Origin of the sequence: Flavihumibacter sp. (genome assembly GCF_036676075.1) — a bacterium.
Classification (GTDB): Bacteria; Bacteroidota; Bacteroidia; order Chitinophagales; family Chitinophagaceae; genus Flavihumibacter.
In genome coordinates this window covers 488,877-503,058 of the sequence record NZ_JAKFDQ010000007.1, presented here as the reverse complement: position 1 = coordinate 503,058, position 14,182 = coordinate 488,877, and the positions used below count along the sequence as shown (strand labels likewise).

15 protein-coding genes and 1 tRNA gene are annotated in these 14,182 nt (G+C 43.8%); all 16 read left to right on the top strand.

The genetic code is table 11. The features are described 5' to 3' along the window. Positions 1 to 8 precede the first annotated feature (8 nt). Positions 9 to 587, top strand: a complete 579-nt coding sequence (locus V6M43_RS04970) for a hypothetical protein (RefSeq protein WP_332732953.1) — start codon at positions 9 to 11, stop codon at positions 585 to 587. Positions 588 to 839: 252 nt separating this feature from the next. Then, positions 840 to 2,048, top strand: coding sequence for a glycoside hydrolase family 76 protein (locus V6M43_RS04965; RefSeq protein WP_332732951.1), 1,209 nt, complete (start codon positions 840 to 842; stop codon positions 2,046 to 2,048). A 433-nt stretch (positions 2,049 to 2,481) separates the two neighbouring features. Further along, a complete protein-coding gene (locus V6M43_RS04960) occupies positions 2,482 to 2,862 on the top strand; it encodes a VanZ family protein (RefSeq protein WP_332732948.1) in 381 nt (126 codons plus the stop codon). A gap of 117 nt (positions 2,863 to 2,979) precedes the next feature. Next, positions 2,980 to 3,861 (top strand): MerR family transcriptional regulator, encoded by an 882-nt coding sequence (locus V6M43_RS04955; RefSeq protein WP_332732946.1) that lies wholly within the window; start codon positions 2,980 to 2,982, stop codon positions 3,859 to 3,861. A gap of 86 nt (positions 3,862 to 3,947) precedes the next feature. Further along, a complete protein-coding gene (locus V6M43_RS04950) occupies positions 3,948 to 4,448 on the top strand; it encodes an RNA polymerase sigma factor (protein ID WP_039126773.1) in 501 nt (166 codons plus the stop codon). Between the two features lie 96 nt (positions 4,449 to 4,544). After that, the gene (locus V6M43_RS04945; protein ID WP_332732945.1) at positions 4,545 to 6,041 is read left to right on the top strand and encodes a phytoene desaturase family protein; all 1,497 of its coding nucleotides are present in this window, start codon (positions 4,545 to 4,547) and stop codon (positions 6,039 to 6,041) included. Between the two features lie 29 nt (positions 6,042 to 6,070). Further along, the gene (locus tag V6M43_RS04940; protein ID WP_332732943.1) at positions 6,071 to 6,907 is read left to right on the top strand and encodes a phytoene/squalene synthase family protein; all 837 of its coding nucleotides are present in this window, start codon (positions 6,071 to 6,073) and stop codon (positions 6,905 to 6,907) included. A 110-nt stretch (positions 6,908 to 7,017) separates the two neighbouring features. Next, positions 7,018 to 7,545 (top strand): isopentenyl-diphosphate Delta-isomerase, encoded by a 528-nt coding sequence (idi, locus tag V6M43_RS04935; protein WP_332732941.1) that lies wholly within the window; start codon positions 7,018 to 7,020, stop codon positions 7,543 to 7,545. Further along, entirely contained in the window at positions 7,533 to 8,018 is a 486-nt protein-coding gene (locus V6M43_RS04930; RefSeq protein ID WP_332732939.1) for a beta-carotene hydroxylase, read from the top strand. The genes idi and V6M43_RS04930 overlap by 13 nt, the downstream gene beginning before the upstream one ends. 32 nt (positions 8,019 to 8,050) lie before the next feature. Then, positions 8,051 to 9,235, top strand: coding sequence for a lycopene cyclase family protein (locus V6M43_RS04925; RefSeq protein ID WP_332732937.1), 1,185 nt, complete (start codon positions 8,051 to 8,053; stop codon positions 9,233 to 9,235). Positions 9,236 to 9,282: 47 nt separating this feature from the next. After that, complete coding sequence (locus tag V6M43_RS04920; RefSeq protein WP_039127868.1) at positions 9,283 to 9,861, top strand: MarC family protein; 579 nt, start codon at positions 9,283 to 9,285, stop codon at positions 9,859 to 9,861. Positions 9,862 to 9,868: 7 nt separating this feature from the next. Continuing rightward, positions 9,869 to 9,940, top strand: a tRNA-Arg gene (locus V6M43_RS04915). 66 nt (positions 9,941 to 10,006) lie between these two features. After that, complete coding sequence (locus tag V6M43_RS04910) at positions 10,007 to 10,999, top strand: glycosyltransferase family 2 protein (protein ID WP_332732932.1); 993 nt, start codon at positions 10,007 to 10,009, stop codon at positions 10,997 to 10,999. Between the two features lie 26 nt (positions 11,000 to 11,025). Continuing rightward, positions 11,026 to 12,048 carry a glycosyltransferase family 2 protein gene (locus tag V6M43_RS04905; protein WP_332732930.1) on the top strand — a complete coding sequence of 341 codons (1,023 nt, stop codon included), beginning with the start codon at positions 11,026 to 11,028 and terminating at the stop codon, positions 12,046 to 12,048. A gap of 29 nt (positions 12,049 to 12,077) precedes the next feature. Continuing rightward, the gene (locus V6M43_RS04900; RefSeq protein WP_332732928.1) at positions 12,078 to 13,304 is read left to right on the top strand and encodes a glycosyltransferase family 2 protein; all 1,227 of its coding nucleotides are present in this window, start codon (positions 12,078 to 12,080) and stop codon (positions 13,302 to 13,304) included. A 22-nt stretch (positions 13,305 to 13,326) separates the two neighbouring features. Continuing rightward, positions 13,327 to 14,178 (top strand): ABC transporter permease, encoded by an 852-nt coding sequence (locus V6M43_RS04895; RefSeq protein ID WP_332732926.1) that lies wholly within the window; start codon positions 13,327 to 13,329, stop codon positions 14,176 to 14,178. The last annotated feature ends 4 nt before the right edge of the window (positions 14,179 to 14,182 follow it).

Genomic DNA, 14,182 nt, shown 5'->3' with positions numbered 1-14,182 from the left:
TTCATACTATGACAAAGAATGATATCCTTCTCCAGATGTATATGGATGGAAAACTTCCCAATGCTGTTCTCCGCCAACATCGAAACAAGTTATTGGTAACGCGTAAACCCAAATTCACCAATTACCAGGCAACTGATAAACAAATAAACAATCGGAAAAAATTCCGCCTCGCGGCAATCTATGCTAAAACGGTTGAGGCCGATCCATCACTTAAACAGGCATACCAATTATACACAAAGGAAGACCAGACCGTTTATACTTTGGCCATTAAAGACTATATGCAGGGACCGCGGGTACATGGATGGGACATCTCCGGTTACCACCGACGTAAAGGTGACAGTATCTTCATTAAGGCCAGCGACAATGTTTGCGTTACACGTGTGATGTGCCGCATCTTTAATGTCTTCGGTTTGCTCATTGAAGAAAATGATGCCCACTACCAACCCGATATCGAAAAATGGGAATACAAACTGCAAAAGAACCACATAATTTCACGCGCAGCCGGCTTTCATTTCAAAGCCTGGGATCTTGCAGGAAACTCAACCATCCAGAAAGTCCGCTTTAGTACAACTATTGCCGGCGACTAAAACTCTAACCAGGCCGCCGATATATAAAAATAATACAGAAGCGCATCTGCGATGCAGGGGTGCGCTTTATTTTTAAAATCATATTCCCCACTTTCGATTTGTAAAAAATTCCCGCACCTCCAAAATCCCTTCCATCTCTCTATCCCTCCATCTCTCCATTCCATCTCTCCATTTTTCGCCGCTGAACAAAACAATTCCTCTAATTTCCGTGCTGAACAGGAGAATCACCTTCCCTTGCAACAAATAATGGAAATGAAAGCAAGCCTTCTTTTACTTAAGTCAACGATCTCAAAAATTGAATCAACGATCACCAAATTAGTTTGGAATACCCTGCCATGTTTGCTGCTCCTTCAAATTTTCAGCGCAAATTCCTTAGCGCAATCAAGCCCACCCACCTCAAAAACACCACCATCAAGTGCGCAACCCGCCAACCGTACCCGTGCTTTACTCATGGAAGGCAATATCCGCCAGGTATTTTATGAACCTTCCGTAGCCCTCTACCGCGAAACCGATACACCCTCCGCCAATGAAAAACCATATTCTTATCTCTGGCCTCTCTGCGCGTTAATACAGTGTATGCAACTTGCCGACGCAAAGGATGCTGAAAAGCCGGTAGCCGTCAATCCAAATGCCACTACCAGGGTGGACCAGGTCCTCAAGTCGATCCAGCAATATTACAGCGCCCGCCAACCTGCCCCCGGCTATGCTTCCTATGTGATCAGCATGGGTGGAGGCGATCGTTTTTATGACGACAACCAATGGATCGGCATCGCTCTCATGGATGCCTATGCGAAAAACAAGAACTCTCAGTATCTCAGCATCTCCGAAGAGATCTATCGCTACATGATGACGGGCTGGGATAGCACCAGCGGCGGTGGTATCTATTGGAAAGAGGGCAATCGCTCCACCAAGAATACCTGCTCCAATGGTCCGGGTATCGTGCTGGCCCTGCAGCTTTATGAAGCCACCGGAAAATCTTCCTATCTGGATACCGCTAAGCTTTTATACAAATGGGTGAACCGTTGGCTTCGCAGTCCAGCGGGCGTTTATTGGGATAACATAAAACTACGTGATGCAAATAAGATCGATACCGCAACTTACTCCTATAACACGGGTATCATGATTCAGGCCAATGCAAAACTCTTCCGCATTACAAGCGATAACGCCTATCTTAACGAGGCCCGCCAACTCGCCCGTGCAAGCTTCGATCATTTCTTCAGTTACGATATTTTTCATTCCACTTATTGGTTCAACGCTGTGCTTCTCCGTGGCTACGAAGAACTCTACGCCATCGACAACGATCCTCAATACATGAACGCCATGCAGCGCTACGCCGACCGCGTTTGGCGTCGCGAGCGCAATGTCCGCAACCTCATCGGCCAGCAGGAAGTACGCAGCCTGCTCGACCAGGCGGGGATGTGGGAGATCTACCTCCGCCTCTCGCGCTTTCAGAAGGAGTGAGAATTTACAAAACGCGTTTAGAGTAAAAGCTATACTAAAATCTACCCAAGTGATTTATTGATTCATATATGGAGCATTATGTGGTTTTATTGTTTCATATATAGGTCAATAAAAAACATGCCTTTTTCCTGTATAGTATACTCGCTGGTTGCAATTTGTAAGACCTGCTCCCCATCACATATTCTAGTTGTCCCGCCTCCTAGTTTCAATTTGTAAGATTCTGCTCCCCTCTGACACAAATATTGCCCCGTCTGCTAGTTTCCATTTGTAAGATCTGCTCCCCATCATACATTCAAGTTACCTCACCCGCTGGTTGCAATTTGTAAGATTCAGCTCCCCATCCGACCTGTACCCCCCGCAATTCGCAAATCATACCAAACCTCCTAAAGAAAACCTTCACATTTTCTGGCACGCCACTTGTCTATGCAGGCCCATGAAAAACCTTTGGAAGCCCTGGATGGGCTGGTGCGTAGTGATCGCCGTAGTATTCTTTCTTCTCCTCACCCCCGCAGTACCCAAATTCCTGAGCAGGAACCACCTCCTGTTTAACGATGTATTCATGCATACCACCCTCTTCAGCGCATGCTACCTCCTGGCAACCGCTATCTGGAAAAACCCCATCAGCCAGTTCCTCCTGGTTACCCTGCTCTCCATATTAACAGAATACCTCCAGCAGTATACAGGCCGATCCTTCGAATGGAGCGATATGGGCGCAAACTTTATCGGCGTATTCGCAGGTTTCGCCTTCTACCAGCTTCTACTTACTTTTCCTAACTTCCGATCAACAGTCTCAAAATTTCAATCGACCCGGTAATCTAAGCAACCCGTTAAAACACCCCAAATCCCCCAATTTTTAATCCAAATCCAAACCTTTTCTACAGATTTCTGTTTAATTTCATACTAACGATATTTAAACACAAAATCTGCAACCATGAACGCCTTCACCATCAAGGATCTTGAAAACCTCTCCGGCATCAAGGCCCATACCATCCGCATATGGGAGCAGCGATACAACTTCCTCAAACCCCAGCGGACCGAAACCAATATTCGTTACTACAGCACCGATGAACTGAAATCAATCCTCAACATTGCCCTGTTAAACAAATATGGCTATAAGATCAGCCATATCGACAAAATGCACCCCGGCGAAATCCGCGACCGCATCCTCACCATCGGAAACGCCCAGGCCCAGCAGGAACGCATCGTCAACGAACTGATCCAGCATATGGTCGATATGAATATCGAAGACTTCGAAGCCGTCCTCGATACCTATATCACCGCCCGCGGAATCGATAAAACAATCACCCAGGTCATCTTCCCCTTCCTCGAAAAGATCGGTATCCTCTGGATGACCAACCATATCAATCCAGCCCAGGAACACCTTGTAACCAATATTATCCGCCAGAAACTGATCGTGGGAATCGATGGTGCCTTCTCCCATGTCCGTATAAATAAAACCGTCCTCCTTTTCATGCCCGAAGGCGAACACCATGAGATCGGCCTGCTCTTTACCTACTATCTCCTCAAAAGCAAAGGTGTGAACGTTCTCTACCTCGGCGCCAACCTGCCCCTGAAAGACGTGGAGTTTGTAGCTAACCTCAAGCAACCCGATTTCCTCTATACACATCTTACTTCTGTGGCTGCCAACTTCAATTTCGACCGTTTCCTGACTAACTACCATAACCGTTGCGGAACACATAAACTGGTGGTATCCGGATTGCTTACACAACAGTATAAAAAGAAAGTGCCCGAATCCGTCACATTCAAATTATCACTGCCCGCGGTAATGGAATTTATTGCCGCACTTGCATAAATTTTAACATTTATTAGCAAGATAATCGTTGGTTAAACTTAGAATTTTGTTTAAATTTGGACTCTTAACACTTAAACATAGACGCCATGTCAAAAGCTGACTTCAATGAGATGCTGGTGAACAACGCGGAGTTTCTTCGTCCTTTTGCCATTACCCTTACACGCGATAACGAAGCCGCGCAGGACCTGTTCCAGGAAACCATGTACCGCGCCATCGCCAATAAGGAAAAATACAATGTGGGCACCAATATCAAGGCATGGCTCTATACCATCATGCGGAATATATTTATCAATAACTACCGCAGGAAGGCTAAGCAGAATACTATATTCGATAATACACCCAACGACTTTCTCCTCGATTACAACCAGGTGGTTGCAGCCAACGCGGCCGAAAGCAACCTTAAAATAAAGGAGATCCACGAAGCCGTTCATAAGCTCCCGGAGATTTTCCGCAACCCATTCCTGCTTTATTTCGACGGTTTCAAATACCACGAAATTGCAGACATGCTCGGCGAACCACTCGGCACCATAAAAAGCCGTATCCACTTTGCCCGCAAACTGTTGAAGGCGCAGATCTCCCGTTATTGATATTCCCAACCAAATTTTAAAACAGGGTTTCCAATTATTAAAAGTTACCTTCCATAAACAACATTCTTCCAACCCTCCATCCCTCCATCCCTCCACATGTCCCTATCCAAAAAATGCATCATCATCGGTTCCGGCTTCGCCGGAATGTCGGCGGCAGCATTTATGGCGAGAGCAGGATGGGATGTAACAGTCATCGAAAAGAATGACCAGCCGGGTGGCCGCGCACGCCAATGGAAACAGGATGGCTTCACCTTTGACATGGGACCCTCCTGGTACTGGATGCCCGATGTGTTTGAAAGATTCTTCCAGCAGTTCGGAAAAAAAGTGTCGGATTATTATACCCTGGAGCGCCTGGATCCTTCGTATCGTGTGTATTGGAGCGAAGAAGAGGAGAGATGGAGAGATGGAGGGATGGATATTCCCGCGGGGTTGCCGGCGTTGAAAGAGTTATTTGAAAGTATTGAAATTGGAGCAGGTGCGAAGTTGGAACAGTTCATGGAAGAAGCCGCTTTTAAATACCGCGTAGGTATGCAGAAGCTGGTGCACAAGCCCGGTCAATCGCTCACAGAATTCATAGACCTCGATATAGTTAAAGGAGTTTTCAAACTCGACGTTTTCACTAACATGAAGGCGCATGTGCAGAAATTCTTTAAAGACCCCAAGCTCCGCCAGTTGATGGAGTTCCCCGTGCTATTCCTCGGCGCCATGCCCGAAGATACCCCAGCCCTCTACAGCCTGATGAATTATGCAGATGTTGTGGGCGGCACCTGGTACCCAAAAGGCGGCATGTACAGCATCGTGGATGCTATGTACAAACTCGCAAAAGAACAGGGCGCAAAATTTAAGTTTAATGAAACCGTTACGGCCATTGAATTGCATGCATCTACTGCCCGCTCAGTTTCAACTGACCATGGCCGTTATGATGCCGATGTCGTAATAGGAGGGGCCGACTACCACCATATCGAAAGCGCACTGCTCCCTGAAACGCATCGTTCCTACTCAGAGCAGTACTGGGATAGCAGGGTAATGGCCCCTAGCTGTTTGCTTTATTACGTTGGACTCAATAAAAAACTTGAAGGCATTCACCATCACAGTTTGTTCTTCGATACCTCTCTTCACCAGCATGCGCGGGAGATCTATGCTCATCCGCAATGGCCTTCGGCACCATTGTTCTATATGAGCGCAACATCTGTTTCTGATTCTACCGTTGCGCCTGAAGGTTGTGAAAACCTGTTTTTGCTGGTTCCTGTTGCGGCAGGACTGAACGGTGACACTGAAGAAGTGCGTGAAAAATATTTTGATCTTATCATCGGCCGACTCGAAAAACATCTTGGTCAATCTGTCCGCGATGCCATAATTCTTAAAAGAAGTTTTGCACAATCTGATTTTGTGCGTGATTATAATTCGTTTAAGGGGAATGCCTATGGACTGGCTAATACTCTTAAACAAACTGCTATTCTCAAGCCAGGATGTCGCAGTAAAAAGGTAAATAACCTCTTTTTCACTGGCCAATTGACAGTTCCAGGACCGGGTGTTCCACCCAGCCTCATCAGTGGTGAACTGGTGGCCAAAGAAGTGATAAAGAATTTTTAGTTATCTTAAAACCTGCCTAACCAACGCGTATGATGCAATTGTTCCATGCTGTTTCTGAGGTCTGTAGTCGCGTTACCACAGAACGTTATAGTACCTCTTTCTCTTCGGCCATCAAGCTGTTGCACAACGATCTGCGCCAGCCCATCTTCAATATCTATGGACTCGTGCGCTTTGCTGATGAGATCGTTGATACATTCCACGATCACGACAAAAGCCTGCTGCTGGCAGAATTCAAGCAACAAACCTATGATGCCATAGAAAGAAAGATCAGCCTTAATCCGATCCTCCACAGCTTCCAGCTTACCGTGAATGCCTATAATATTGACCATTCTCTTATTGATGCATTCTTCCGTAGCATGGAAATGGATCTCGATAAAAAGGCCTACGATCACCAGGGTTATATCGACTATATATATGGTTCTGCAGAAGTGGTTGGGCTCATGTGCCTCTATGTTTTCTGTGAGGGCGACCGCCAGCTTTATGACAAACTAAAAGGATCGGCACGATCATTGGGCGCTGCTTTCCAGAAAGTGAACTTCCTGCGCGACCTGAATGCTGATTTCAAGCAGCTCGACAGGGTGTATTTTCCAGGTTGTGATTTTACTAATTTCACCGACTGTGATAAGACAAAAATTGAAGCCGATATCCAGGCCGATTTTGATGAAGCCTATAATGGCATCATGCAATTGCCGGTAAAAGCGCGATTTGGTGTATATGTAGCCTATAAATATTATCTCTCCTTATTCCGGCGTATCAAACGCATCAAACCCGCGCGCATCATGCAGGAAAGGGTTCGCGTTCCGGATTATAGAAAGGCAGCGATCGTGCTGAGGGCAGGGGTGAAGCAGCAATTGGGGATGATGTAGTGGAGGGATGGAGAGGTGGAGGGATAGAGGAGAGATGGAGAGGTGGAGGGATGGAGGGGAGACATTTGGTAGTTTAAAACAAAATTATTTTGGAGAATTTGGTGAAAAATATGGAAGTGGTTCTGGTTGATGCATTGGATCGTGAGTTGGGTACAATGGAAAAAATGGCTGCACATGAGCAGGGTCTCCTCCACCGCGCGTTCAGTGTGTTCATCTTCAATGCCAGTGGACAAATGCTTTTGCAACAACGCGCCTTTGATAAATACCATAGCGCTGGCCTCTGGACCAATGCCTGCTGCAGCCACCCTTATCCGGGTGAAGCTGTAGAAGAGGCCGCCATCCGCAGGTTAAAGGAAGAAATGGGTTTTACCACACAACTGCAAAAAGCATTTGCGTTTGTATATAAGGCCGAATTTGACAACGGTCTAACGGAACATGAATTCGATCATGTTTTTGTTGGTGAATTCAGTGGAATAGTTAATCCCGATCCAAAAGAAGTGAATGAGTATTGTTATCTCCCGATAGAAGAAATTGAATCATCTTTGCAAAACCATCCCACCCGCTATACCGCCTGGTTTCACCTGGCATTTCCAAGGGTGAAGGAATGGAGAAAAAAATCAGCAGTATGCATTGGCTAGTTTATATAGGAATTGTGGTTGGAACGTTTTTAGTGATGGAAGGAATAACCTGGTTAACACATCGCTATGTTATGCACGGATTTCTCTGGTACCTGCATGAAGACCACCATAAAAAGGGTCCGGGTTTCTTTGAGAAGAACGACTGGTTCTTTGTGATCTTCGCCGTTCCTAGTTTCCTGATGATACTCTATGGTACCCTTCAGCCCCTTTACTGGTTGCAGGCAATTGGCTTCGGTATCATGTCATATGGACTCGCCTATTTTCTCGTACATGACATTATCATCCACCAGCGCTTCAAATTTATGAGTCGCTCTAACAATATCTATGTTCGTGCCATTCGCTGGGCGCACAAGATGCACCATAAGCATATCGGTAAAGAACATGGTGAATCTTTCGGCATGCTCATGGTGCACCAGAAATATTGGGAGAAGGTCAAAAAAGACCGTGAAAACACCCTTTCCAGGGGTAAATAATCTCCCTATCTTGTCTGGGCCAAAACAAGATTATGCCCCCGCAATATTTTTTTGAACTTCTTGATCCCGACTCCACACACGATTATGATTACGTGTTCTGCGGAGCCGGATTATCCTCTCTGAGCCTTCTCATGCGAATGCTGCAGAGCGAGGAGTTTAAGGATTGCAGGTACCTGCTGGTAGACAAGGACCAGAAGAAGGTAAACGACCGCACATGGTGTTTCTGGGAAAAAGGTGAGGGCTTCTTCGATTCTATTGTACACAAAAGATGGGATAAGGTCTGGTTTCATGGCGAAGGTTTTTCAAAGCAATTCAACATCGCACCATACCAATATAAGATGATCAGGGGCATAGACCTCTACCAGCATTGCCTGAACATCCTGGTTAAAAAAGAGAATGTTCGGATCATTTTTGAACCTATCAACAGCATCACCAATCTCAAAGGCAAAGGGGTGGTTGAACTGCATAACGGGGTGCGCTTCGGTGCCCGTAAATGGCTTTTTAATTCCATCCCATTTGACCCGCCAAAAGCGGAGCCCGGCACCCATTATCTGAAACAACATTTTAAAGGCTGGTTCATTGAAACTGCAGAACCTTTGTTTGATCCCTCTTCTAATACGCTGATGGACTTCCGCGTAAACCAGGAGCACGGAACCACTTTCGTTTATACCATGCCGTTGGATGAAACCCATGCCCTTATTGAATATACCCTTTTCACGGAAAACCTGCTGCAACAAGAGCAGTACGATGAAGGCTTAAGGAACTATATTACTGACTACCTGCAACTCAATGATTATTCTATCAAAGAGGAAGAATTTGGGGTGATCCCTATGACGGGTTTTACATTTCCCGAGCGGGATGGTAATATTGTTTATATAGGAACTGCCGGCGGACAAACCAAGCCTTCCAGTGGATACACCTTCCAGTTTGTGCAGCAGCACAGCGCCGCCATTCTGCGATCACTCCTGAAGAAAGGGCATCCCTTTCCCCCTAAGCAACATGGCGGAAGATTCCGTTTCTATGACAACGTGTTGCTGGATGTGCTGGTGAATGAAGACCTGCCTGGCGATAAGATCTTTACCCGGCTCTTCAAACGCAATAGTGCACAGCGCATATTCAGGTTCCTCGACAATCATTCTTACCTGCCCGAAGAGCTGCTGCTTATTAGCAGTCTGCCTACCATGCCTTTTTTAAGAGCCGCCCGGCGGGTAATATAGATTTGCCTTAAATTACGGTTGTGTAGTTAATTGCACAACCCATTAGCATGAGTATTAATATCAATGAGCTTCTTACCGTCACATTCACGCTATTTGCTATCATTGATATTCTCGGCTCTATTCCCCTGCTGATCTCTTTAAAAACCCGGATGGGTGCCATCCATGAGTTGAGGGCAACCCTTATTTCCGGTGGATTGATGTTATTATTCCTGCTTACCGGCGAAAAATTCCTCCAGATCCTGGGCCTCGATGTGAGCTCTTTTGCGGTGGGCGGTTCCATTGTGATCTTCATCCTTGGCCTTGAAATGGTACTTGGCATAGAATTTTTTAAATCAGATGGGGATATAAAGTCGGGCACAGTAGTGCCCATTGCATTTCCCCTGATCGCGGGTTCGGGAACGCTAACCACCATCATTTCACTGCAGGCCAACTATAATACGCTTACAGTGGCGATGGCCATCATATTAAATCTTGTTGTAGTGTATATAGTACTCAGGTCATTGGATTACATAGAAAAACTCATAGGACCTGCCGGTTTACTGGCCATCCGTAAGTTTTTTGGTGTAGTTTTGCTCGCCATTGCGGTAAAAATATTTGCCACCAATGCAGCAGGATTAATAAAATGATCCAACCGGCCTCGTAGTACAATGGATAGTATAAGAGTTTCCGAAGCTCCAGATCCAGGTTCGATTCCTGGCGAGGCCACCCATAATCCGTAATTTTCTATGAGGTTCCGCAAAACAATGTTTCGGTGAAATTGAAACATATCTAATGATTGAACGGATTCCACAAGCACCTCCTCTCATCAAGCCGGTTGAAACTACAGACAGGCCTTTATGGTCAATTATGATTCCCGCATATAATTGCCTGGAATTTCTAAAGGATGCTATTGAAAGTGTTTTAGTGCAGGATGAAGGTCAATTTCTTATGCAAATTGAGGTTGTAGACGATGCAAGTACTGATGGCGATGTAGAAGCACAGGTTAAGGAATGGGGAAAAGGAAGAGTAAGATATTTTCGGCAGGCAGAGAATGTTGGCAGCCTTCGCAATTTTGAAACCTGTCTGAACCGGGCGACAGGTCATTATATTCATCTCCTTCATGGTGACGACCTGGTCAAGCCTGGTTTTTATAAGGAAATTGAACTTCTCTTTGAAAAATTCCCATCTGTTGGCGCTGCTTTTTGTAAGAACTCTTTTATAAACAAGTTTGGTAATGAACTAACTTTCTCGGGCAATATCCTCGAACACCCTGGTATAATTCCAGATTGGTTAGATCAAATCTCACTGGTTAATCTCTGCCAGCCACCTGCAGTTGTGGTAAAACGTTCTGTATATGAACATTTAGGTAGTTTTTTTGGTGGGCATTTTGGAGAAGATTGGGAAATGTGGTGCAGGATTGCAGCAAACTATGAAGTTGCATATACGCCAAAATGCCTGGCTATGTATCGTTCGCATGCGAATAATATCACTACCCGCTCACACATGAGTGGCCAAAGCGTGGCCGATATTGAAAAATTCATAAGTATTATTCAATCATATTTACCGGAGGAGAAACGTAGAAAAATTAAGCACGGCGCTAAAAAAAATTTCTCAAACCTCTTTTCAATTGTAGCCGCTAAAAACTTTTACGGCGACAAAAAAAAATACCTGAACCTTGCTTACAAGTCTTTCCTGATGAATAAGAATAAAACCACCATATACTTTCTTACAAAAATAGTACTGAGTTATTTTGCTCAACAGAATCCTAACGACCCTAAAAGCTAGTTGATATAGTAGAAAATGCTTTTAATTTGACCTTAAGAATACCAAATGAGCCCCCGATAATACTTCCGGTAAAGGAAGGTGTTTACAGACCAAGATGGTCTGTAATGATCCCAGCGTATAATTGCAGTGAATTTTTGGCTGATGCGATCAACAGTGTGTTAATTCAAGACCCTGGTGAAAAGGAGATGCAGATTGAAGTTGTAGATGATGCAAGTACAGATAGCGATGTTGAAGCACTTGTAATGGAAATTGGAAAGGGCAGGGTCTCTTACTACAGGCAGGAGGAAAATATGGGTAGCCTTCGGAATTTTGAAACCTGTATTAATCGTGCGACTGGGCACTATATTCATTTACTACATGGGGATGATAGAGTAAAACCTGGCTTTTATGCTGCAATCGAATCTTTATTTGATGATTATCCTGACGCTGGTGCTGCATTCACAAATTGGGACTTTATCAATGCTGATGGTACGCTGATCAAGGAGGAAACTCGAAGAGCTGAATCCCCCTGTATTATTGAAAATTGCCTTCAACGTCTGTCTCATGGGCAGCTGATGCAATATGTATGTATGGTGGTAAAAAGAAGTGTCTATGAAGACTTAGGAGGATTTTATGGCGTCACTTATGGAGAAGACTGGATAATGTGGGCCCGCATTGCTAATAGATACCCTATTGCATATACACCCGCATCGCTGGCAGAGTACCGAACACACTATAATTCCATATCAGGTCATAGTTTCTTAAGTGGTAAAAATATTGAGGATCTTAGAAAAGTATTTAAGGAGATTTCCTTGTTATTGCCAGATACTCAGCGAGCAGAAGCGTCGATATCTGTACGAAGAAACTATTCTTACTGGGCCGTTGATGCTGCAAAATTTATGTGGCTGAGAACAGGAAAGAAAAAAGTTATTTATAGCCAGGTTTATCAACTACTTCGTTTATATCCTCATGGAACATTGGTTATAAAATCTTTTTCATTGTTCATATTTGTTTGGAGAAGAGAACTTATGATTAATATGAGGAAAGCGTATAAGTCTTTACGAAAATGAACTCATTCCGTCCATATCGAATAATAAACTTGAGGCTTGAAACTGACCTTGATCATATACATAGTCATTGGTATGAATTTCAAAAAGAGTTTTGTATTTTTTGGTGGCGAGGTGTTGCATTGGGCCATTTTTTCCTTGAAGGAAAAGAAAGGGATATCGCCAATGTTCCATTTTTGCAGGCGGTAAATGTTATAGCAAGTTCGCTCGAATTACAGAAGATAACTAAAAGTAAGATTCAATTAATTATTTCTGCGCTTATCGATGGTGATCAAACAGCCCTGAATGATATTCTTTCAAGTGTGTTTACAGATTCGGAATTGCTTACTGTTTCATCAAAGGCTGATATAAGCGTTGTGATTTGTACACGTAACCGAAGTAAGGAACTGAAAGAATGTCTTCATACATTATTAACTCAGTTTACGAAACCAGCGGAAATAATAGTTGTTGACAATGCCCCAACTGATGATACCACATGGTTAGTATGTAATGAATTTGGCAATGTCAAATATTTAAAGGAAGATCGGAAGGGATTGGATATTGCCCGAAATACTGGAGCAAAATTTGCCGGCTGTCCATTAATTGTTTATCTGGACGATGATGTTGTAGTTGATCCATATTGGTTATACCACATTCAAAATTCCTTTGGTGACAAGTCAATTGATGCAATTACTGGTCTTGTTTTGCCACTTCAGTTGGAGACCGAGAGTCAGTTTATTTTCGAAAGATATTGGACATTTAACAAGGGGTATGCGAAGCATTTGTATAATGATGAATTTCTTCAATCTACCCCATCCGAATGCCCAAAGGTTTGGAATATTGGGGCAGGCGCTAATATGGCATTTAGAAAAGAAGTTCTCCAAAAAGCAGGTTATTTTGATGAAAGATTAGATGCAGGTGCTGCGGGCTGCAGCGGCGATTCAGAAATATGGTTTCGGATCTTATTAATTGGAGGTAAAATTCTGTATGAACCACGTGCCATTGTATACCATAAACATCGCAGGGAAATGAAAGAGCTCAGGTCGCAGCTCTTTTATTATATGAGAGGTAATGTAGTAGCCTCTCTTATTCAGCATGAACTGGCCCCTCATTTGAATTATAGAGAGCATGTGTTTAAAGGAATGGGAGTTAATTATTTTCTTCAGTTCATTCAAAAAATAAGGCGGCCGACCCTTCGACAGAAAACCGTTGTTCCGGAGGTGATGGGAGTGCTTTCAGGTATCCTGTATTACTTTCGAAACCGTGTAAAGCACAATTAGAATTTATTGGTAATTTTCCTATATGTCAGGTAAACAAGAGGAATGGAAATGGGTCATTAATGCCCAGACAAGCTGGCTGGGGGCCCCAGTTCAGGAATTGGTTGCACATAAGGATCTGCTTTTCGGACTAGTTCGAAAGGACTTATTAGGTTCCTATCAACAAACCTTACTTGGACCTCTTTGGATATTGGTCCAACCTATTTTTTCAGTTATTATTTATGTTATAGTCTTTTCCCGAATAATGGGACTGGAGACTGCAGGGGTTCCTGCATTTTTATTCTTCCTGATCGGCATTACATTATGGAACCTTTTCTCTGATTTGTTAATCCAAACATCTTCAACCATAACTACAAATGTTCACATTTTTAGTAAAGTTTATTTTCCCCGATTGATCTCACCGCTGTCGATTCTCGTGTTGCACTATTTTCGCTTTATTATTCACTTTACACTATTGGTTGGAGTATTCATTTATTTCATATGGATGAGGAAAGTGGATTTGGTATTTTCCCGCATGGTTTTATGCTTAATACCAATTTTAGTATGCTCTGGGTTTGCATTTGGTATTGGTTTGGTTTTTTCAGTCCTTACAGCGAAGTATCGTGATTTGGCTGGCTTGCTTCAAATTTTGCTGAGATTGTTCATGTTTATCTGTCCGGTATTTTATTCAATGACTACTATACCGGTGAAATATAGGTTTTATATTGAATGGAATCCGCTGGCATACCAGTTTGAGTTGTTCAGATATGCATTTACAGGGCATGGGTTGATTGCATTCTACCCAATAATTTTAGGGATTGTACTTATGATATTCACACTATCTGTTGGGGTTTTGCTATTTAATAAAATGACCGATAAATTAATGGACGTGGCATAGTATT